This window comes from Streptomyces sp. CNT372, from assembly GCF_000377145.1.
Genome location: NZ_KB897776.1, coordinates 335,043 through 354,386 on the forward strand (window position 1 = coordinate 335,043; position 19,344 = coordinate 354,386).

The 19,344-nt window shown below is 73.1% G+C and carries 20 protein-coding genes; 8 read left to right on the top strand and 12 right to left on the bottom strand.

Annotated elements, in window-relative coordinates:
- Window positions 1-409: 409 nt before the first annotated feature.
- Window positions 410-976 carry a rhodanese-like domain-containing protein gene (locus tag C593_RS0101380; protein WP_018845515.1) on the bottom strand — a complete coding sequence of 189 codons (567 nt, stop codon included), beginning with the start codon at window positions 974-976 and terminating at the stop codon, window positions 410-412.
- 78 nt (window positions 977-1,054) lie between these two features.
- On the opposite strand from C593_RS0101380, the gene C593_RS0101385 reads away from it, so the two are divergent.
- Window positions 1,055-1,336 carry a metal-sensitive transcriptional regulator gene (locus C593_RS0101385; protein ID WP_018845516.1) on the top strand — a complete coding sequence of 94 codons (282 nt, stop codon included), beginning with the start codon at window positions 1,055-1,057 and terminating at the stop codon, window positions 1,334-1,336.
- 33 nt (window positions 1,337-1,369) lie between these two features.
- Here C593_RS0101385 and C593_RS0101390 read toward each other — a convergent pair whose 3' ends face one another.
- The 4 genes from C593_RS0101390 to C593_RS0101405 form a co-directional block, all read right to left on the bottom strand.
- Window positions 1,370-2,134, bottom strand: coding sequence for a sulfite exporter TauE/SafE family protein (locus C593_RS0101390; RefSeq protein WP_018845517.1), 765 nt, complete (start codon window positions 2,132-2,134; stop codon window positions 1,370-1,372).
- Window positions 2,131-2,493 carry a rhodanese-like domain-containing protein gene (locus C593_RS0101395; RefSeq protein WP_018845518.1) on the bottom strand — a complete coding sequence of 121 codons (363 nt, stop codon included), beginning with the start codon at window positions 2,491-2,493 and terminating at the stop codon, window positions 2,131-2,133. Before C593_RS0101395 ends, C593_RS0101390 begins: the two co-directional genes overlap by 4 nt.
- A gap of 38 nt (window positions 2,494-2,531) precedes the next feature.
- A complete protein-coding gene (locus tag C593_RS0101400; protein WP_018845519.1) occupies window positions 2,532-3,908 on the bottom strand; it encodes an MBL fold metallo-hydrolase in 1,377 nt (458 codons plus the stop codon).
- Between the two features lie 340 nt (window positions 3,909-4,248).
- Window positions 4,249-5,739, bottom strand: a complete 1,491-nt coding sequence (locus tag C593_RS0101405) for a SulP family inorganic anion transporter (RefSeq protein WP_018845520.1) — start codon at window positions 5,737-5,739, stop codon at window positions 4,249-4,251.
- Window positions 5,740-6,215: 476 nt separating this feature from the next.
- Between C593_RS0101405 and C593_RS0101415 the strand changes: the two genes are divergently transcribed.
- Entirely contained in the window at window positions 6,216-6,629 is a 414-nt protein-coding gene (locus tag C593_RS0101415) for a MerR family transcriptional regulator (RefSeq protein WP_018845522.1), read from the top strand.
- Between the two features lie 80 nt (window positions 6,630-6,709).
- Here the strand turns inward: C593_RS0101415 and C593_RS0101420 are convergent, their stop codons facing one another.
- Together C593_RS0101420 and C593_RS0101425 are read right to left on the bottom strand one after the other, a co-directional pair.
- Window positions 6,710-7,189 (bottom strand): hypothetical protein, encoded by a 480-nt coding sequence (locus C593_RS0101420; RefSeq protein ID WP_018845523.1) that lies wholly within the window; start codon window positions 7,187-7,189, stop codon window positions 6,710-6,712.
- A gap of 51 nt (window positions 7,190-7,240) precedes the next feature.
- Window positions 7,241-8,239, bottom strand: a complete 999-nt coding sequence (locus C593_RS0101425; protein ID WP_018845524.1) for a LysR family transcriptional regulator — start codon at window positions 8,237-8,239, stop codon at window positions 7,241-7,243.
- A gap of 259 nt (window positions 8,240-8,498) precedes the next feature.
- Between C593_RS0101425 and snpA the strand changes: the two genes are divergently transcribed.
- Window positions 8,499-9,173, top strand: a complete 675-nt coding sequence (gene snpA, locus C593_RS0101430; protein WP_018845525.1) for a snapalysin — start codon at window positions 8,499-8,501, stop codon at window positions 9,171-9,173.
- 180 nt (window positions 9,174-9,353) lie between these two features.
- Here the strand turns inward: snpA and C593_RS0101435 are convergent, their stop codons facing one another.
- From C593_RS0101435 to C593_RS0101445, 3 genes are all read right to left on the bottom strand, one after another.
- Entirely contained in the window at window positions 9,354-9,812 is a 459-nt protein-coding gene (locus C593_RS0101435; RefSeq protein WP_037744490.1) for a DUF6304 family protein, read from the bottom strand.
- Window positions 9,813-9,934: 122 nt separating this feature from the next.
- Window positions 9,935-10,972, bottom strand: a complete 1,038-nt coding sequence (locus C593_RS0101440) for a family 2 encapsulin nanocompartment cargo protein polyprenyl transferase (RefSeq protein WP_018845527.1) — start codon at window positions 10,970-10,972, stop codon at window positions 9,935-9,937.
- A 210-nt stretch (window positions 10,973-11,182) separates the two neighbouring features.
- Window positions 11,183-12,604, bottom strand: coding sequence for a family 2B encapsulin nanocompartment shell protein (locus C593_RS0101445; protein ID WP_026277250.1), 1,422 nt, complete (start codon window positions 12,602-12,604; stop codon window positions 11,183-11,185).
- Between the two features lie 150 nt (window positions 12,605-12,754).
- Between C593_RS0101445 and C593_RS0101450 the strand changes: the two genes are divergently transcribed.
- The 3 genes from C593_RS0101450 to C593_RS0101460 all read left to right on the top strand — a co-directional run bounded on the left by C593_RS0101450 (window position 12,755) and on the right by C593_RS0101460 (window position 15,448).
- Entirely contained in the window at window positions 12,755-13,711 is a 957-nt protein-coding gene (locus C593_RS0101450; RefSeq protein WP_018845529.1) for a pyridoxal-phosphate dependent enzyme, read from the top strand.
- A 310-nt stretch (window positions 13,712-14,021) separates the two neighbouring features.
- Window positions 14,022-14,435, top strand: a complete 414-nt coding sequence (locus tag C593_RS0101455) for an ATP-binding protein (RefSeq protein ID WP_018845530.1) — start codon at window positions 14,022-14,024, stop codon at window positions 14,433-14,435.
- A gap of 23 nt (window positions 14,436-14,458) precedes the next feature.
- The gene (locus C593_RS0101460; protein ID WP_018845531.1) at window positions 14,459-15,448 is read left to right on the top strand and encodes an RNA polymerase sigma factor SigF; all 990 of its coding nucleotides are present in this window, start codon (window positions 14,459-14,461) and stop codon (window positions 15,446-15,448) included.
- 75 nt (window positions 15,449-15,523) lie between these two features.
- Here the strand turns inward: C593_RS0101460 and C593_RS0101465 are convergent, their stop codons facing one another.
- Window positions 15,524-15,940: a hypothetical protein gene (locus C593_RS0101465; protein ID WP_018845532.1), complete on the bottom strand. Its 417-nt coding sequence runs from the start codon at window positions 15,938-15,940 to the stop codon at window positions 15,524-15,526.
- A gap of 72 nt (window positions 15,941-16,012) precedes the next feature.
- On the opposite strand from C593_RS0101465, the gene C593_RS0101470 reads away from it, so the two are divergent.
- Together C593_RS0101470 and C593_RS0101475 are read left to right on the top strand one after the other, a co-directional pair.
- A complete protein-coding gene (locus C593_RS0101470) occupies window positions 16,013-16,981 on the top strand; it encodes a diacylglycerol kinase family protein (protein WP_018845533.1) in 969 nt (322 codons plus the stop codon).
- 319 nt (window positions 16,982-17,300) lie between these two features.
- The gene (locus C593_RS0101475) at window positions 17,301-17,558 is read left to right on the top strand and encodes a WhiB family transcriptional regulator (RefSeq protein ID WP_003953983.1); all 258 of its coding nucleotides are present in this window, start codon (window positions 17,301-17,303) and stop codon (window positions 17,556-17,558) included.
- A 283-nt stretch (window positions 17,559-17,841) separates the two neighbouring features.
- Here the strand turns inward: C593_RS0101475 and C593_RS0101480 are convergent, their stop codons facing one another.
- Complete coding sequence (locus tag C593_RS0101480; RefSeq protein ID WP_018845534.1) at window positions 17,842-19,317, bottom strand: PAS domain-containing sensor histidine kinase; 1,476 nt, start codon at window positions 19,315-19,317, stop codon at window positions 17,842-17,844.
- Between the last annotated feature and the right edge of the window lie 27 nt (window positions 19,318-19,344).

Sequence of the window (19,344 nt, forward strand, 5' to 3'; positions counted from 1 at the left end):
GATCAAGACCGTCGTACCCCATCGCCAGCCATCAGTAAAAGGCCAGGTCAGCGTCCCACAGGGAAGATCCCCGCAGGTCACCGACCCGGCCCATTACTAGGAGACGAAGAAGGCCTGATCTCCCGTCCCCGCTCCGAAGGGGCACGACCGTTCGCGGTCGTGCCCCTTCGGGTGTTCTGGGAGACGGACGGGAGATCGCCGGGGACGACGGGCAGCCGTCCGGTGACTTCACGCGTCAGACGGCACGGACCGCAGGCAGCGGCGGGGACGAGACCGCGAGCTCGTCAGGTCGGGCCACCATCCCGGCCGACGCAGAGCCGGGCCCCCGTGACTCAGCCGGCCACCGATGACCCGCCCCTGTCGAGGGGCAACGCGGCACGGCGGGCGGCTCCTGGCGGCGATGGGCAGGTCAGCCGGCCAGGCCGGCGAGGGTGGAGTCCAGGTCGGTGGCCCCGGGCTGGTTGTGGGGGAGCTTGGCCAGGATCCTGGCCATGCCGCAGGTGTCGGTGAGGGCGGAGAAGACGAGCCCGCCCGCGACGCAGGCGGAGAGCAGGCGGGCCGCGTTCCAGCGGCGGCCGGCGATCAGGCCCGTCAGGACGAGGGATCCGGCAGCGAGGCGGACCTGGCGCTCCATGGCCCAGGGCGTGCGGGTGCCGGCCGCGCGGTGGGTGTCGTGGCCGAGCTCCGTCCAGGCGGTGATGCCGCCGGTGAGGGTCGCGGCCGTGATGCCCTGGTCGGCCAGACGTCGGCAGGCCCGGGCCGAGCGTGCGCCGGAGGCGCAGACGACGAGGAGGTCACCGCGGTCCGCGGCGGCCTTCAGGGCGGGCAGGGCGGCGTCGAGGTGGTCGAGGGGGATGTTGTGGGCGCCGGGCAGGTGGCCGGAGGCGTATTCGCCGGGGGTGCGCACGTCGATGACGGTCAGCTCGTGCAGGCGGGCGCCCGCCTGGTCGGCGGTGAGGGCGGCGGTAGGTGCCACGGGGTTTCCTTTGCTCGGTTCGGGTGGGCCACCCCTTCGGTAGGATACCCAAGGGGGTATCTCGAAGGAGTGTGGGTTGTGGAACTGGCGATGGCGGCCGAGGAACTGAAGACGGTGGTCAACCGGCTGCGCCGGGCGCAGGGCCAGATCGCCGGAGTGATCAAGATGATCGAGGAGGGGCGGGACTGCGAAGACGTGGTCACCCAGCTCGCCGCGGCGTCCCGGGCTCTGGACAAGGCCGGCTTCGCGATCATCGCCACCGGTCTGCAGCACTGCCTGACCGACGCGGACATGGCCGCCTCCGGTGACCGGGAGCAGATGCGTGCCCGGCTGGAGAAACTCTTCCTGTCCCTGGCCTGAGCCGCCGGCGCAGCGGCGCCACGGCGCCGGTCATCAGGCGGCCCCCCGGGCGAGGGCGTCGACGAGCATGAAGACGGCCACGGCCAGCAGCACGACGGCGAAGGTCCGTTGCAGCACGGTGCCGGTGACCTTGGCGGCCAGACGCTTGCCGTCCCATGCCCCGAGGATCGCCGCCCCGGCGAAGGGGCCGACGACCGCCCAGTCGACGCCGGCGGTGGTGACGCCGCGGGTGGCCAGGGACGCCAGGGAGTTCGCCGAGATGACCAGCAGGCTGGTGCCGACGGCGGCCTGCATCTCGAACGCCAGCATGGCGACCAGGGCCGGGACGGCGAGAAAGCCTCCGCCGACCCCGAGCAGTCCGGTCAGCGCACCGAGCCCGGCGCCGGCTCCGGCGGCCCTGGCGGGTTGCACCCCGCCGGCCGGCGGGCCGGTGGCGGCGGGACCGGGGCGCAGCATCCTGACGGCGGCGAGGGCGGCGACGGCCGCGAACGCGGCGGTCAGCACGGGCTGGGGCAGGCGGGACGCGGCGGCTCCCGCCGCGGCCGCGGGAAGGAGTCCGGCCGCGGCGAACAGCGCACCGGCCCTCCAGCGGACGTTGCCGGTGCGGGCATGGACGTACAGGGCGGTGAGGGAGGTGGCGGTGACGATGATCAGGGCGGCCGTGGTCGCGGCGGCCGGGGTGAAGCCGAGCAGGTAGATCAGCGCCGGGACGGCCAGCACGCTGCCGCCCCCGCCGAGCGCGCCGAGCGCGAGCCCGACCACCGCGCCCGCGGTCAGGGCCAGGATCAGAGCACTCACGCTATGACGCCCTCGCTGCCACCCGGACCGACGACCGGCAGCCCCGCACGCGCCCACGCGTTCATGCCGCCGGTGACGTCCACGGCCTGAACACCTCGCCCGGACAGCAGCGTGGCGGCCTGCCGGGAGCGGTGACCGGAGCGGCAGATCGTGACCACCGGCCTGCCCCGCGCGGCTGCCGGGAGCGGCGCCCCGGCCGTCAGACGGGAGAGGGGCACGTGCAGGGCTCCGGGCGCGTGCCCCGCGTTCCACTCCTCGGTTTCGCGGACGTCCAGCAGGACGGCGGCGCCGTCGCTGGTCCGCTGGTGGGCGCGCCGGGGAGTGAGGCGGCCGGGGCCGGGGTGGAGAAGCGAGAACATCGTTCGATCACCTTCGTGCGGTGGGGCGGCAGGGCGTGTCAGGCGGTGTCGGGGGTGCCGGTGAGGGTCAGCCCCGCCTCGCCGGCGGCGTCGAACCCGTCGTCGACGGCGACCACCTCGCGGCCGGCGGCGTCGAGCAGGGAAGCCGCGATGGCCGCGCGCATCCCCCCGGCGCAGTGCACCCACACCGCCCCGGCCGGCACCTCGCCGATGCGGCCGTGCAGCTCGTGGACGGGGATGTGGACGGAGCCCTCGATGCAGCCCTCCGCACGCTCCGAGTCCCGGCGTACGTCCAGGACGACCACGTCGTCGCCGCGCTCACGTGCACCGGCGAGGTCGGCGAAGCGGGCACGGGGAAAGGCTGCGAGCCGCTCCCCCTCACGGATCCAGCCGGACGGGTCGCCGGTGGCGGCGGCGGCCGGACGGTCGATGCCCACCCGCGCCAGCTCCCGCTGCGCGTCGGCGATCTGCTCCGGTGTCCCCGCGAGCAGGGTGACGGGCTTGCCCCACGGGATCAGCCAGGCCAGGTAGGTGGCGAGCTTGCCCTCGCCCTCGAAGTTGAACGACCCGGCCACGTGCCCCTCCGCGAAGGCCGTGCGGCTGCGCAGGTCCACCACCCACTCGCCCGCGGCCAGCCGGGAGGCGATCTCCTCGGCGTCCGCGCGCCTCGGCGGGGTGAGGTCGACGGGCGCGGGGCCCTCGGCGTTGACCGGGCCCATGTGGGCGTAGTAGGCGGGCACGTCGTCCAGACCGGCGAGCATCCGGGTGACGAAGGTGTGCACATCCAGGGTCAGCGCGTCATTGGTCTCGCGCTCCTTGCCGATCGTGGTCGCGTCCCCCTCGGCCTGGGCGGAGGAGCAGAAGCTGCCGAACCCGTGAGTGGGCAGCACCGGCACCTCGTCGTCCAGTTCGTCGGCCAGCCGGTGGGCGGAGGCGTACTGGGCGCGGGCCAGCCGCTCGGTCAGCCGCGGCTCGACCAGATCGGGGCGGCCCACGGTGCCGATGAGCAGGGATCCGCCGGTGAAGGCCGCCACACCGCGCCCGCCCTCGGTCAGGGCGTAGGAGGTGTGGTGCGGGGTGTGCCCGGGGGTGGCGATGGCGCGCAGCACCAGGCCGTCGTCGACCGTCACCGTGTCGCCGTCGGCGACCGGGGTGCGGTCGAACGACACGTTCGCCCCGGCCGGCACGAGGTACCGGGCGCCGGTGACGCGGGCGAGCTCCAGACCGCCGGTGACGTAGTCGTTGTGCACATGGGTCTCGGCCACGAAAGCGATACGCACCCCCCGGCGGGCCGCCGCGGCCATGACCTGGTCGATGTCCCGCGGCGGGTCCACGACCACCGCCGCACGGGACCCGCCGGCCAGGTAGCTGCGGTTGCCCAGGCCCTCGATTTCCAGGGTGTCGACGAAGAACACGGCTGATGACTCCTTTCGAAGGATGTACCCCGGGGGGTATCCGCGTCCACCGTAGCATCTATACCCAGGGGGGTATTCTTGGGCCCGAGCGCCACCCCGGAGATCTCGCCTGACGCTCGACGGGTACCCGGCCGGGTATGGCGAAACCAGCCGTTCCGCACTGTCCGGGCGTGTCCGTGACTGGTCACCGGTGACTGGTGACCAGTCACCGGTGACAGCGCCGTCCGCCTCGACGCCGCCCTCGCCGGGGCCGGCGGAGCCACGGCCGGTCCGGTCGACCTCGAACGCGGAGAACCCCGGCGCGAGGGCGCCGGGGTTCCGTCGAGTGGGCCGTGCTGGGTCAGTGACCGGCGGCGAGTTCGCCGCTGAGCCTGCCGTGCAGGTGCGCGCTCGGGGCGTTGAGCCCGGTGATCTCCACCGTCTTGCCACGCCGCGCGTACTTGGTCTCGATCGCGTCGAGGGCGGCGACGGAGGAGGCGTCCCAAATGTGCGCCGAGCTCATGTCGATGATCACCTTGTCCGGGTCGGCGGCGTAGTCGAACTGGCCCACCAGGTCGTTGGAGGAGGCGAAGAACAGCTCACCCGTGACCCGGTAGACCACCGTCCTGCCGTCGGGGTCGACCACGGCGGTGACCTCGGCGAGGTGGGCGACCCGCTTCGCGAAGACGACCATGGCGGTGACGGAGCCCAGGACGACGCCGATGGCGAGGTTGTGGGTGGCGACGACCGCGGCGACGGTGATCACCATGACGGCGATCTCCCCGGTAGGCATCCGCCTGAGGGTCTTCGGGGCGATGGAGTGCCAGTCGAAGGTCGCGAAGGAGACCATGACCATGACGGCGACGAGGGCCGCCATGGGGATGTCGGAGACGACCGGGCCGAAGACGATGCACAGCACCATCAGGAACACCCCGGCGAGGAAGGTCGAGACGCGGGTCCGGGCGCCGGAGACCTTCACGTTGATCATCGTCTGGCCGATCATGGCGCAGCCGCCCATGCCGCCGAAGAAGCCGGTGACGATGTTGGCGACGCCCTGGCCGACCGACTCACGGGTCTTGTCGGAGTGGGTGTCGGTGATGTCGTCGACCAGCTTGGCCGTCATCAGCGACTCCATCAGACCGACCAGCGCCATCGCGAACGCGTACGGGGCGATCGTCGTCAGCGTGTCCAGCGTGAACGGGACGTCCGGCAGGCCCGGCACCGGCAGGGAGGCGGGCAGCTCGCCCTTGTCGCCCACGGTCGGCACCGCGATGGCCGCGCCGATGGTGATCACGGTGAGGACGACGATGGAGACCAGCGGCGCCGGGACCACGGTGGTGATCTTCGGGAAGAACACCATGAGCGCCAGACCGGCGGCGATCAGTGGGTAGACCGCCCACGGGACGTCGCTCATCTCCGGGATCTGGGCCATGAAGATCAGGACGGCAAGGGAGTTGACGAACCCGACCATCACCGAGCGCGGGATGAAGCGCATCAGCCTCGCCACGCCCAGCGCGCCCAGGACGACCTGGAAGACGCCGGCGAGGACGACCGCGGCGACGAGGTAGCCGAAGCCGTGCTCCCGGTTGAGCGGTGCGATCACCAGGGCGACTGCGCCGGTCGCGGCGGAGATCATCGCCCGCCGGCCGCCGACGACCGAGATGACGACGGCCATGGTGAAGGAGGCGAACAGTCCGACCGCCGGGTCCACGCCCGCGATGATCGAGAAGGAGATCGCCTCGGGGATCAGCGCGAGGGCGACGACCAGGCCCGCCAGGACCTCCGTACGCCAGACCTTCGGGTCGGAGATCCAGTCGGGCTTCAGGCCGCGCAGACGCGCGGCCGGGGACACAGCAGTGGCGGCAGAAGACAAGGGAGACGGAACCTGTCGTGCTCGGGCACGCCCCATGCGGAAGGGCGGGACGTGCGGGAGGGCGGGACATGCGGGAGGGCGGGACATGCGGGACGTGCGGGAGGGGGAACGGGCGGGAGGCGCGGAGAAGCCGGTCCGGCGCCCCGCGGGGCACGGAGCCGGAAGCCGACGGGGGCGGAGCCGGGGACAGCGGCCGGAGCGGCCGGGCTCGCGTCCGGGGGGCGAAGCGTCAGGGCGGGCAGGCGGCGGCGCCGGGCGTCGTGGACTCGCGCACGCTGCTCTCCTGCAAGAATCGCTACTTCGCCGGGGGCGCCATCGGCCCCGACACGGCAACGGCGGGGCCGCGGAACGCCGCCCTCACCATCGGGAACTCTACCCTAACGTTAGGGTAGGGATCGGCGGCACCCGTCGGGGCCGAGGCCGCTGACGAGGAGAAGGGCCAGGGGATCACGGGCGTGGACTGCAAGCACATGCGGATCGGCGAGGTCGCCGCGCGGACCGGACTGTCTCTGCGCACGATCCGCCACTACGAGGAGACCGGGCTCGTCACCCCCTCCGCACGGTCCCAGGGCGGCTTCCGCCTCTACACCGAGAACGACGTCGCCCGCCTCATGGTCGTCCGGCGGATGAAGCCCCTCGGCTTCACCCTGGACCAGATGCGCGACCTGCTGGACGCCACCGATCGCCTCGACGGCGACGTCGTCCTCGGCACCGGCGAGCGCGAAGCCCTCCTGGAACGCGTCCGCACCTACCAGCGGGAAGCCGCCGAGCAGGTCGAGAAGCTCCGCGTCCAGTTGTCCCGCGCCGAGGACTTCGAGGCCACTCTGCGCGCCCGCCTGGAGCGGGACGCGCACACCGCCCGAGCCTGACGACGGCTCCCGCAGGGGGCACAGCCGTCGACGCGGGCCGCGGCCGTGAGCGTGTGCGCGCCCGGGCGCTCCGCTCGGGCTCACGCCCGGTCGCCGGCCCGGGGGACGCGGGTGCCGGCGCCGGATGCCGCGAAGGCCGCGCCCGCCGTCAGGGCGGTGCAGGCCGCGGAGACCGCCGCCGTCACCCTGACCGGACGGGGGACGTCCGGGACCTCACGCAGGGAACCGTCCGGCATCACGCAGTGGGTGCTCAGGGTGACGAAGCCGATCTCGTAGTCCACCGCGCCCGTCTGGTGCAGCCGGCAGGGGTGGTCGTACGGGAACGGCGCCGAGTCCGCGCCGCCGTCCTGGGCCGTGGCGACCGTCATCATCAGGTTGAGCGCGCCGAGCGACCAGGAACCCGCGGTCACCGCCGCGCAGACGTAGGCGAGGGACACGACCGCCCGCCGCCACCCGGGCACGGCGAGGTCGTCCGGCAGGGCCGCCCGCAGGGCCCGCACGAGCAGGAACAGCACGGCCACGACGGCGGCGACGAACGCCGCCGGGACGAACAGGATCACGACGGCCCCTCCCCCGCCCGGCCGTTCCGGGCTCCCCGCTGCGGGGCCACCCTATGCGGGGAGCGGGGCCGGCGGGGGCTCGTGCACGGCCGGGGACTCCCGTAACAGCGGGCTCCCGTGGTGCAGCAGCCACTGCCGGTACGGCACCGCGCGCAGCGCGGCCTCGCGGTAGGCCGCGGCCAGGGTCTCGTAGGCCGCGGTGAACAGCTCCGGGCTGCGCGGCAGGGCGCAGAGCAGCAGCCGTACCGCCAGCGGGTCGCCCTTCAGCGGGCGGATCGCCATGTCCTCGCGCGGTACCGAGGTCGGCTGGCAGGGAGCGACCGCCTCGCCGACCGCGATCAGGGAGGCGGCCGTGTGGTAGTCCCCGTGCAGGACGGTCGGGTTGACCCCTGCCGCGGCCAGGACCCGGCGCAGGCCGTCCCATTCGCCGTCCACCGTCGGGTCGACCATCCAGCGCTCGCGGGCCAGGTCCGCGAGGTCCACCACCGGCGCGGCGGCCGCGGGGTGGTCGTAGGCCATCGACACGAACTGCGGTTCCCGGTCCACCAGGACGCGTACCTCCAGGCCGGACGGGACCTGGAGCGGGCAGCCCTCCACCTCGTGGACGAAGGCGACGTCGAGCTGGCCCGCGGCGACCATGCGCAGCAGGGCGTTGGCGGAGACGTCCATATGGAGCGAGAGGTCCCGGCCGGGGAAGCGGCCGCGCAGGCGGCGCAGCCAGCCGGCGAGGGCCCGGCTCGCGGTGGAGCCGATCCGCAGCACGGGTCCGTCCTGGCGGGCCGCCGCGGCCGCCGCCTGGGCCTCGGCGACCAGCGAGTTCATCTCGGAGACCAGGGGGCGGGCCCGGGCCAGCACGGTGCGGCCGAACGGGGTCGGCCGGCAGCCGGTGCGCTCCCGCGAGAAGAGCGGGGCGCCGAGGTAGGTCTCGATCCTGCGGAGCTGGGTGGTCAGGGACGGCTGGCTGACACCGAGCCGCCGGGCCGCCTTGTGCAGGCTGCCGGTGTCGGCGATGGCGCACAGCGCACGCAGGTGCCTCACCTCGAGCTCCATGACACCGAGGGTAGAGGCGCCCCAACCGTCCCACCAGACTCCCTAGTCGGGGCAGTACGGGCACGACGGGCAGGGCGGGCACCAAGGGCACCGCGGGCACGAGGGACACGGCGGGCACCAGGGGCACGGCGGGCGCGGGGCAAGGCGGACGGATCGGGTGATGCGCCCGTGCTATCGGCCGCCGGAATCATTCCGGCACGGCCGGGGCCCCCCGAGACTCGGGCTACCGCAACGTCAACCCGACGAGCAGGAGCCCCCCATGCGTCACCCCAGAGCGTTACTGTCCGCCCTTCTCGGTGCCGGCCTCGCCGCCGCCCTCGGTGCCGTCCCCGCCGGTGCCGCCTCCGCCACCCCGGCCAACTCCCCTGCGGCCGGAGCGGAAACGGCGGCCACGGCCGCGTACGCCGCCTACGAGGGGTCCAAGGAGGACGCGAAGGCGACCCGGGCCTTCCACGAGGCGGTCATGGCGTCCGTGGCCGAGAAGCGCGCCGCCAACCCGGGCGCGCAGGCCGTGACGGTCGTCTACAACGCCTCCCGCGCCCCGAGCTTCCGCAGCCAGATAGCGAGCAGCACCCGCATCTGGAACAGCTCGGTATCGAACGTGCGCCTGGTGGAGGGCTCCAACGCGGACTTCTCCTACTACGAGGGGAACGACCCGCGCGGCTCGTACGCGAGCACCGACGGCCACGGCCGGGGGTACATCTTCCTCGACTACCGCCAGAACCAGATCTACAACTCGACCCGGGTGACGTCCCATGAGACGGGCCATGTCCTCGGGCTCCCGGACCGCTACTCCGGCCCGTGCAGCGAGCTGATGTCGGGCGGCGGCCCCGGCCCCTCGTGCACCAACGCGTACCCGAACGCGCAGGAGCGGGCCCGGGTCAACCAGTTGTGGGCGAACGGCCTCGCCGCCGCGATCGCCCGCGTCTCCTGAGACCGGCCCCGACCGAGGAACCCGCCCCGGCCGAGGAACCCGGCCGGAGCGACGCCCCGACCGAGGGGCCCGCCCGGACCGAGGGACCGGCCCGTAGGAGGGCCGGCACGGCCGCACCACCGCACCGCAACCCACGGCGTTCCGCCGGGCTTCGGGGCCCGGCGGAACGCCGTCGTGTGTTCACGCCTGCGCCGCGGGCTCCCGGTGTCCCGGCGCCGCCGCGAGTTCCACGGTGGGCGGGAGCTGACGGCCGACACGGGCCAGCGCCTCGTCGAAGTCTCCGTCGGCGACGTTCACCTCGTAGGACGTGCCCCCGCAGTGGAGGATCAGGCTGAGGTCCGTCCGGGAGGGTCCGCTTCCGTCGGGCACGGGGTCGCCCAGTGTCAGCAGACAGCTGAGGGTGGCCCGTTGCACGGTCCCGTCCGTCCGCACGGGAAGCGGCATGTCCCATTCCAGAACGCAGGCGGAGAGCGCGGCTCCCGTCCCCTCGGCCCGCAGCGCGGCGAAGGTTCCGCCGGCGTACTCGACACCTCTGATGCGCGTGCTCACACGGCCGCCGGCAGCGGTTATCGCGACCGCCTCGGCCCCTGCCCGGTCGCGGTACCAGCCCGCCCAGACCTCAGTCGACTCCGATGACATGCGCGGACTGTAGCGGTAGACGGGGCGCTTCCGCTTCCCGGTGCGCGGGAGGACCGGCACCCCGCCGGCGAACCGGACCGGCTGGGGCACCGGGCCGGGCAGCACGTCACCCCCGGCCCGGTTCAGCAGGTGCGCCGGGTGACGAACTCGGCGAGGGCCAGCAGGTCTCCGGCCGCGTCGAGATCGGGCACCGCGCGGGCCAGTTCCCCGACGGCGCGCGACATCCGGTCCGCGGCCTGGAGTTGGGCCCAGTCACGGCCGCCGGCCCGTTCCACCGCCTCGGCCGCCCGGGCGACGGACGCCGCGCCCATGGGCCCGTGGTACAGAGCGGCGAGCTCCGCCCCGGCGGGCGTGCCGGAGGCGAGGGCGGCGACCACCGGCAGGGACTTCTTGCGCGCCGCGAGATCCGCCCCGGCGGGCTTGCCGGTGTGGGCCGGGTCGCCCCAGATGCCGATCAGGTCGTCGATGAGCTGGAAGGCGAGACCGGCCTCCCGCCCGAAGGCGTCCATGGCGCGGACCTCCTCGTCGTCCGCGCCGGCGTACAGCGCGCCGAGCGCGCACGCGGCCCCGAGCAGGGCGCCGGTCTTGGCCGTGGCCATGCCGAGGCACTCCTCCAGGGTGACCTCCTCGGGCGCCCGTTCCTCGAAGGCGCAGTCGGCCTGCTGGCCGGCGCACAGTTCGATGACACAGCCGGCGAGACGCGCGGAGGCCGCGACCGAGCAGGGGGCGCGGTCCTCGGCGAGCAGGCGCAGGGCGAGCGCGAGCATCGCGTCACCCGCGACGATCGCGTCCGCCGTGCCGAACACCGTCCAGGCGGTGGGGCGGTGCCGGCGGGTGGCGTCCTCGTCGATGACGTCGTCGTGGAGGAGGGTGAAGTTGTGGGCGAGCTCCACCGCGGCGGCGGCCCGCACGGCCTGGGCCGGGTCGCCGCCGAGGGCCCGGCAGGCGGCCAGGACCAGCGCGGGCCGGACGGACTTGCCCGCCCCGGCGGCGGCCGGGCTGCCGTCGGCGTGCTCCCAGCCGAAGTGGTACATGGCCACCCGGCGCATGGAGCCGGGCAGGGTGTCGAGGGCGGCGCGCAGCTCGGGCTGGACGGCGCCACGGGAGCGTTCCAGCAGACCGGTGGCCCGGCGGCCCTCGGTGGTGTCCTGAATGGTCAACGGGGCCTGTGCCTTTCGCAGGGGCGTTCGCGACGCGCGCGGGGACGTGCGCGAAGGCGTCCGCAGAGACGAGCGCGGAGGCGTCCGCGCGCGTCCGCAGGGGCGTCCGCGGGGACGTCCGCAGAGGGTGGAAAGACCTTCCGGGGGACGGCGGCGGTGCGTCCGCCGGGGGCGCGGCAGGGGTAACGCGCCCCCGGGGGAAGGCCGCTGTCAGCGCCAGCGGCTCACCTCCACGTTCTCCAGGACGCCGAGGGCGTCGGGGACGAGGACGGCGGCCGAGTAGTAGGCCGTGACGAGGTAGGAGATGATCGCCTGCTCGTCGATGCCCATGAAGCGCACCGAGAGGCTGGGCTCGATCTCGTCCGGGATGCCGGTCTGGTGGAGGCCGATGACTCCCTGCTCCCCCTCGCCGGTACGCATGCAGATGATCGAGGTGGTCCGGGCGTCCGAGATCGGGATCTTGTTGCACGGGAAGATCGGGACACCGCGCCAGGACGGGACCTGGTGGCCGCCGATCTCCACGCTGCCCGGCACCAGGCCGCGCTTGTTGCACTCGCGGCCGAAGGCGGCGATGGCCCGCGGGTGGGCGAGGAACATCTTCGATCCGCGGCGCCGGGAGAGCAGTTCGTCCATGTCGTCCGGGCCGGGCACGCCGTCGTGCGGCTGGAGGCGCTGCCCGTAGTCGCAGTTGTTGAGGAGGCCGAACTCGCGGTTGTTGACCAGCTCGTGCTCCTGGCGCTCGCGCAGCGCCTCGACGGTGAGCCGCAACTGCTGCTCGGTCTGGTTCATCGGCTGGTTGTAGAGGTCGGCGACCCTGCTGTGGACCTTCAGCACGGTCTGGGCGACGCTCAGTTCGTACTCGCGCGGGGCGGCGTCGTAGTCGACATAGGTGTGCGGGACGACGGCCTCGCCGACGTGGCCGGCGGAGAGGTCGATCGCCGCTTCGCCGTACTTGTTGGTGCGCTGCTGGGGCAGTGCGGCCAGCCCGGCGAGGTGGGTGCGCAGCGACTCGGCCCGGTCCGCGAGGTTGACCACGTCGTCCCGGGTGAGCACGAGGACCGTGCAGGCGGTGGCGGCGCGGGCGGTGTGGGGCCAGACCGCCTCGCGGTCGACGAGGGCGTGGTCGCCGAAGTGGGCGCCGTCGGCCAGGACCTCCACCACCGCCTCGTCGCCGTAGGGGCCCTGGCCGATCTGCTCGACCCTGCCGTGCGCCAGGAGGAAGACCCGGTCCGCCGCCTCCCCGCCGACGGCCAGCACCTCCCCCGCCGCGAACTCGCGCTGCTCGCACCGGTTCGCGAGCTCGGTGAGCGCCGCCTCGTCCTCGAAGTCGCGCAGGGTCGGCAGCTCGCCCAGCTCGGCCGGGATCACCGCCACCCGGTCGCCGGTCTGGACGAACGTCACCCGGCCGTCGCCGACCGAATAGCTCAGGCGGCGGTTCACCCGGTACGTACCGCCCTGCACCTGCACCCACGGCAGCATCCGCAGCAGCCACCGGGAGGTGATCTCCTGCATCTGCGGGGCGGACTTGGTGGTGGTCGCGAGATTCCGCGCGGCAGCAGTGCCGAGGCTCTGCTGTGGCTGGGACGTCTGCTCGCGGACGCCCTCGGCGGAACCAACCGAACCAACCGTCATGTGAGTATCCCTCTCGATCATGTTTCTGACCTGCGAGGAATAACCTTTCACCACATTCTGTCATCGCACCATTACACAAATGAGTGGGAATGGATCACCGCGGACCGGGGAAGCGGCCGAAAGTACTCGCACACCGGCGACAATGCGCGGGTGAACAAGGAGACGCGGGGCAACGGGGAGCGGCTGGATCCGGCTGCCGCCCTGCGCCCCCGGCTGCCGTCCCCCCTGGTGCCGGTGGCGGACGAGAACTTCGAACGGCACGGGGTGCGCCTGCTGCTCAAGCGGGAGGACCTGATCCACCCGGACGTCCCGGGCAACAAGTGGCGCAAACTCGCCCCGAACCTACGGGCCGCCGCGGGCCGCCCGGTGCTCACCTTCGGCGGCGCCTGGTCCAACCACCTGAGGGCCACCGCCGCGGCCGGCCGGCTGCTCGGCTTCCCGACGATCGGGGTGGTGCGCGGCCACGAACTGGCCGGCCGGCCCCTGAACCCCTCCCTCGCCCGATGCGCCGCCGACGGTATGCGCCTCCACTTCACCGACCGCTCCTCCTACCGCGCCAAGGACGAGCCCGGGACCCTGGCCCGGCTGCTGGCCGAGGCAGGCGCCGAGGGGGCCCATGTGGTCCCCGAGGGCGGCAGCAACGCCCTCGCCGCCCGGGGCTGCGCCGAGCTGGGCCGGGAGCTGCGCGAGGCGGACGAGGAGATCGCCGTCGCGGCGGTCGCCTGCGGCACCGGCGGGACCCTCGCCGGCCTGGCGGCCGGACTCGGCCCGGAGCAGCGGGCCCTGGGCGTCCCGGTCCTGCGCGGCGGCTTCCTGGGGGACGCCGTCCGGGGCCTCCAGGCCGAGGCGTTCGGCGGCCCGGCCGGGAACTGGAGTCTGGAGGAACGTTTCCACTGCGGCGGCTACGCCCGCACCGATCCCGGGACGGAGGCGTTCGCGGCCGGTTTCGAGGACCGCCACGGCCTGCCCGTGGAGCGGGTGTACGTGGCCAAGCTGCTGTACGGGCTGAGCGTGCTGGCCGCCGAGGGGGCGTTCCCCCGGGGCTCCGCGGTGGCCGCGGTGATCACCGGCCGCCCCTGGCCCGCCCCCGCGGCAGACGGCCCGTGAGCCGGGCCGCCGTCCGGCGACCGCCGGCGCAAGTCCCCAAGGCGCTTTGTCGACGGTTCGGCGTCCTGACGCGTGGGTACGTCAACCATCCGCCGGTTCCGCGCAATTGGACCCTGCAGACCACTAGCCACTGTGCGTACTCATTGCCTTACCATGAGTGACAGTCATCGGCTCAGGGGGCCACGGCGACAGGGAACCGGGGATCGCGATAGCGTCGCCGGGCCAGTACCGGCTACGTCATCACGTACCGCACGGCCGCGGGGGCGTTTCCCGCGGCCCAGAGAGAGCTTGTGCCACCTTGGAGGTGAGGGTGTCCCAGATCGCAGGCGAGCCCGGGACCCAGGACTTCGTGGAAGTCCGGCTGCCGGCCGCGGGTGCCTACCTGTCCGTCTTGCGTACGGCCACCGCCGGACTCGCAGCCCGCTTGGACTTCACCCTCGACGAGATCGAGGATCTGCGGATCGCGGTCGACGAGGCGTGCGCGATCCTGTTGCAGCAGGCCGTCCCCGGATCGGTCCTGAGCTGCGTGTTCCGGCTGGTCGACGACTCCCTCGAAGTGACGGTGTCGGCGCCCACGACCGACGGCCGCGCGCCCGAGCGCGACACCTTCGCCTGGACGGTGCTCTCGGCACTGGCCGGGAAGGTCGACTCCTCGGTCGCCGACGACCGTACTGTCTCCATCAGCCTGTACAAACAGCGCGGCGCGGGACCCGGGCCGGCGTGAGCAACGGAAACGGGGATGGTCCGATGCGGGAGGACGAGGAGCGTGGCCCGAGGGTGCTGAGCGCGTCGGCCGGCATCCCGGAGCAGCAGGCCCGGCCGCACCCGATGGTGGACGAACCGGCGGAGCAGGCGCCGGTCGGGGGTGCTCCCCCGGATCCCGCCGGCACCAGCACCGCGCAGGCGAGGGCCCGGGAGAAGGCGGCGGACCGGATGAGCGAGAACGAGCAGCAGGAGCACGAGCCCCGGCACCAGCACGACGCGGGCGACCGCAGCGGGGCCCGGGCGATGTTCATAGAGCTGCGCGCGCTGCCCGAGCAGTCGCCCGAGCGAGCGGAGCTGCGCAACCAGCTGGTGCGGATGCATCTCCCGCTCGTCGAGCACCTGGCCCGCCGGTTCCGCAACCGCGGCGAGCCGCTGGACGACCTCACCCAGGTCGCCACCATCGGGCTGATCAAGTCGGTGGACCGCTTCGACCCGGACCGCGGTGTGGAGTTCTCGACCTACGCCACGCCGACGGTCGTGGGTGAGATCAAGCGCCACTTCCGGGACAAGGGCTGGGCGGTCCGGGTGCCGCGCCGGCTGCAGGAGCTGCGGCTCGCCCTGACCACGGCGACCGCCGAGCTCTCCCAGCAGCACGGCCGCTCCCCCACGGTGCACGAACTGGCCGAGCGGCTGGGCATCTCGGAGGAGGAGGTCCTGGAGGGCCTGGAGTCGGCGAACGCCTACTCCACGCTGTCCCTGGACGTCCCCGACACGGACGACGAGTCGCCCGCGGTGGCCGACACGCTGGGCGCGGAGGACGAGGCGCTGGAGGGCGTCGAGTACCGGGAGTCACTGAAGCCGCTGCTGGAGGATCTGCCGCCGCGGGAGAAGCGCATCCTGCTGCTCCGGTTCTTCGGGAACATGACCCAGTCCCAGATCGCCCAGGAGGTCGGCATCTCGCAGATGCACGTCTCCCGGCTGCTGGCGCGGACCCTGGCCCAGCTCCGGGAGAAGCTCCTCGTCGAGGAGTAGGAGCGTCGAGGGCAGGAGAGTTCACCGGGGCGGGCCCCGCCGGGAAGCGGGGCCCGCCTCCGGTGACGCGGCCGGTCAGTCCCGCGAGACGGTGCCGATGCCCAGGGCCTGGGCGGTGGTCGGATTCACCAGCAGCACCAGGCCCGACACGGCCACCGCCGCCAGGACCATGCCGAGCGGGATCAGCGAGCCCTCGGCCCGCAACAGGGTCCAGGCCGGGATCAGCGCGATGAGCTGGGTGATGATCGCGGGTCCGCGGCTCCAGCTCCGGCGCAGCAGCAGGCCGCGCGCGGCGGCGAGCGGGATGAAGCCGAGGACGATCAGAGTGACCCCGCCCGTCTCCGCCACGACGGGGCTGTCCGGCCCGCCGACGAGGCCCATCACCAGCAGCCAGACGCCGCCCGCGAAGAGCGCCAGCGCCTCGGCGGCGCAGACGGCCGCGGCGGCGGTCAGGCGGGTGGGGCGGGGGGTGCTGGTGTCGTCACTGCTCACTCCTGCAGGGTAGCGGGGAGCCCGCGGGCCCCGGACTGGGCCGGGTACCGCGCGGTAGGTACGCTGCATCGCATGCGCGCACTCCTCGTGGTCAACCCGGCAGCAACCACCACCAGTGCCCGCACCCGTGACGTGCTGATCCACGCCCTCGCCAGCGAGATGAAGCTGGAGGCGGTGTCGACGGAGTACCGGGGCCACGCCCGGGACCTCGGCAGACGGGCCGCCGACGCCGACGACATCGACCTCGTGGTGGCCCTCGGCGGCGACGGCACGGTCAACGAGGTCGTCAACGGACTGCTGCACAACGGCCCCGACCCGGAGCGGCTGCCGCGCCTGGCCGTGGTCCCGGGCGGTTCCACCAACGTCTTCGCCCGCGCGCTCGGCCTGCCGAACGACGCCGTGGAGGCGACCGGCGCCATTCTGGACGCGCTCCGTGACCGGACCGAGCGGACGGTCGGCCTGGGCCTGGCGGCGGGGACGCCGGACACCGAGGACGCGGAGGTGCCGGCCCGCTGGTTCACCTTCTGCGCGGGCCTCGGTTTCGACGCGGGGGTCGTCGGCCGGGTCGAACAGCACCGCGAACGGGGCCGGCGCTCCACGCACGCCCTCTACGTCCGCCAGGTGATGCGCCAGTTCCTCGACGACCCGCACCGGCGCCACGGGGCGATCACCCTGGAGCGGCCGGGCCGGGACCCGGTCGAGGACCTGGTCCTGTCGATAGTCTGCAACACGTCCCCCTGGACCTACCTGGGCAATCGCCCGGTCTACGCGTCCCCGAAGGCGTCCTTCGACACCGCCCTCGACGTGCTGGGACTGTCGAAGCTGTCCACCCCGGCCGTGGCCCGTTACGCGACCCAGCTGCTGCGGTCGAGCCCCGATCGCGGCCCGCACGGCAAGCACGCGGTGACCCTGCACGACCAGACCGACTTCACCTTGCATTCCAAGGTCCCGCTCCCGTTCCAGATGGACGGTGACCACCTCGGGCTGCGCACGAGCGTGACGTTCACAGGCGTTCGCCGTGCACTGCGTGTGATTGTGTGAGTGGAAGGACCGAAAGTCCTTTATCTCGAACGTATGGGCGCGGCTCCACCCCATAGAAGTACGGCTGTGACCTAGTCGACACCGAGGAATCAAAAAAAACTTTCCGGAAGGGGTTGTATCCGCCGCCGAGGTTTGCGAATCTCTACATGGCGATCGGGACGGCCCGCAACAACGGCCCCACAGAACGCCGGAACCCCTTCCACGAATCCAGGACCCTACGCCGGGCAACTGGCGATCGGCCCTTCCCTTGTCAGGGGATTCGTGAAAGCGTTCACATTCACAAGCAACCTGCATGAAACACCAAGGAGAGGTAGCAGCCATGGACTGGCGTCACAACGCCGTTTGCCGCGAGGAAGACCCCGAGCTCTTCTTCCCCATCGGCAACACCGGTCCCGCGCTGCTGCAGATCGAGGAAGCCAAGGCCGTCTGCCGCCGCTGCCCCGTCATGGAGCAGTGCCTGCAGTGGGCGCTCGAGTCCGGCCAGGACTCCGGCGTCTGGGGTGGCCTCAGCGAGGACGAGCGCCGCGCGATGAAGCGCCGCGCCGCTCGCAACCGGGCGCGCAACGCCAGCGCCTGACGCCCCCGCTACCGGCCTCTGCCGGCGGTCGCGTGCACCGCGTACGCATTCACCGCCCTCGAGCCGCAGCGCGCAGTACCCCGCATCGCATACGCGAGCAACGAGCTTCGAGCCCCGGACCGCCGACGGTCCGGGGCTCCTCGCTGTGCACGGCGGGTGCGGCCGGAGCGGCACGCTGCGGCGGGAACGCGGGCCGCCGGGCCTGGTCCGTCCACGGCCGACGCGGGGCGGCCCCGGGCGCGGTCAGCGGCGGTCCGGGGTCACGGCGCCCTCCGGGGCGCGGTCAGCGGCGGTCCGGGACGGGCACGTCGAGGACCACGCGCGTCCCCCGGCCCGGTGCGGCGACCGGCAGCATGTCGAAGGTCCCGCCCAGCTCGCCCTCCACCAGGGTCCGGACGATCTGGAGACCGAGGTTCCCCGCCTGCTGGGCGTCGAAGCCCTCCGGCAGGCCCCTGCCGTCATCCTGGACGGTGATGAGCAGCCGGGCGCTGCCGGGGCGGCTGTCGCCCCGGACGGCCGAGACGTCCACCGAGCCGTGCTCCCCCGGCGCGAAGGCGTGCTCCAGGGCGTTCTGCAGTACCTCGGTGAGGACCATCGACAGCGGTGTGGCGATCTCCGCGTCGAGAATCCCGAAGCGGCCGGTGCGCCGGCAGTCGACCTTGCCCGGGGAGATCTCGGCGACCATCGCGATGACCCGGTCGGCGATCTCGTCGAACTCCACCCGCTCGTCCAGGTTCTGGGACAGCGTCTCATGGACGATGGCGATGGAGCCGACCCGGCGGACCGCCTCGTTGAGGGCCTCCCGGCCGCGCACGGAGTCCATCCGCCGGGCCTGGAGGCGCAACAGGGCGGCCACGGTCTGGAGGTTGTTCTTCACCCGGTGGTGGATCTCCCGGATGGTGGCGTCCTTGGTGATCAACTCCCTCTCCCGCCGCCGGAGTTCGGTGACGTCCCGGAGGAGGACCAGGGAGCCGATGCGCACCCCCTTCGGTTTCAGCGGGATGGCGCGGAGCTGGATGACCCCGCCGTTGCCCTCCACCTCGAACTCGCGCGGTGCGTAGCCGCTGGCCAGTTTGACCAGGGCCTCGTCGACCGGCCCCCGGGAGGGCGCCAGTTCGGCGGTGATCTGGCCCAGGTGGTGGCCGACGAGGTCGGAGGCGAGGCCGAGGCGGTGGTAGGCGGAGAGGCCGTTGGGGCTGGCGTACTGGACCACGCCGTCGGCGTCCAGGCGGATCAGGCCGTCACCGGCGCGCGGGGAGGCGTCCATCTCGACCTGCTCGCCGGGGTACGGGAAGGTGCCGGCGGCGATCATCTGGGCGAGGTCGGAGGCGGACTGGAGGTAGGTGAGCTCCAGCCGGGAGGGCGTGCGGACGGTCAGCAGGTTGGTGTTGCGCGCGATGACGCCCAGCACCCGGCCCTCGCGCCGTACGGGGATGGACTCGACCCGCACGGGCACCTCCTCGCGCCACTCGGGGTCGCCCTCGCGCACGATGCGGCCCTCGTCCAGCGCCGCGTCGAGCAGGGGGCGGCGGCCGCGCGGGACGAGATGGCCGACCATGTCGTCCTGGTAGGAGGTGGGGCCGGTGTTGGGGCGCATCTGCGCGACCGAGACATAGCGGGTGCCGTCCCTGGTCGGGACCCACAGCACCAGGTCGGCGAAGGAGAGGTCGGAGAGGAGCTGCCACTCCGAGACCAGCAGGTGCAGCCAGTCGAGGTCGGACTCGCTCAGGGCGGTGTGCTGGCGGACCAGATCGTTCATGGAGGGCACAGCAGCGAGGGTACCCGC

What these genes read in the sequence shown, in the direction of transcription:
- C593_RS0101395 (WP_018845518.1), bottom strand. Translation starts at nt 2,493, where the DNA reads ATGTTCTCGCTTCTCCACCCCGGCCCCGGCCGCCTCACTCCCCGGCGC.
- C593_RS0101425 (WP_018845524.1), bottom strand. Translation starts at nt 8,239, where the DNA reads ATGGAGCTCGAGGTGAGGCACCTGCGTGCGCTGTGCGCCATCGCCGAC.
- snpA (WP_018845525.1), top strand. Translation starts at nt 8,499, where the DNA reads ATGCGTCACCCCAGAGCGTTACTGTCCGCCCTTCTCGGTGCCGGCCTC.
- C593_RS0101435 (WP_037744490.1), bottom strand. Translation starts at nt 9,812, where the DNA reads ATGTCATCGGAGTCGACTGAGGTCTGGGCGGGCTGGTACCGCGACCGG.
- C593_RS0101445 (WP_026277250.1), bottom strand. Translation starts at nt 12,604, where the DNA reads ATGACGGTTGGTTCGGTTGGTTCCGCCGAGGGCGTCCGCGAGCAGACG.
- C593_RS0101460 (WP_018845531.1), top strand. Translation starts at nt 14,459, where the DNA reads ATGCGGGAGGACGAGGAGCGTGGCCCGAGGGTGCTGAGCGCGTCGGCC.
- C593_RS0101470 (WP_018845533.1), top strand. Translation starts at nt 16,013, where the DNA reads ATGCGCGCACTCCTCGTGGTCAACCCGGCAGCAACCACCACCAGTGCC.
- C593_RS0101475 (WP_003953983.1), top strand. Translation starts at nt 17,301, where the DNA reads ATGGACTGGCGTCACAACGCCGTTTGCCGCGAGGAAGACCCCGAGCTC.
- C593_RS0101480 (WP_018845534.1), bottom strand. Translation starts at nt 19,317, where the DNA reads ATGAACGATCTGGTCCGCCAGCACACCGCCCTGAGCGAGTCCGACCTC.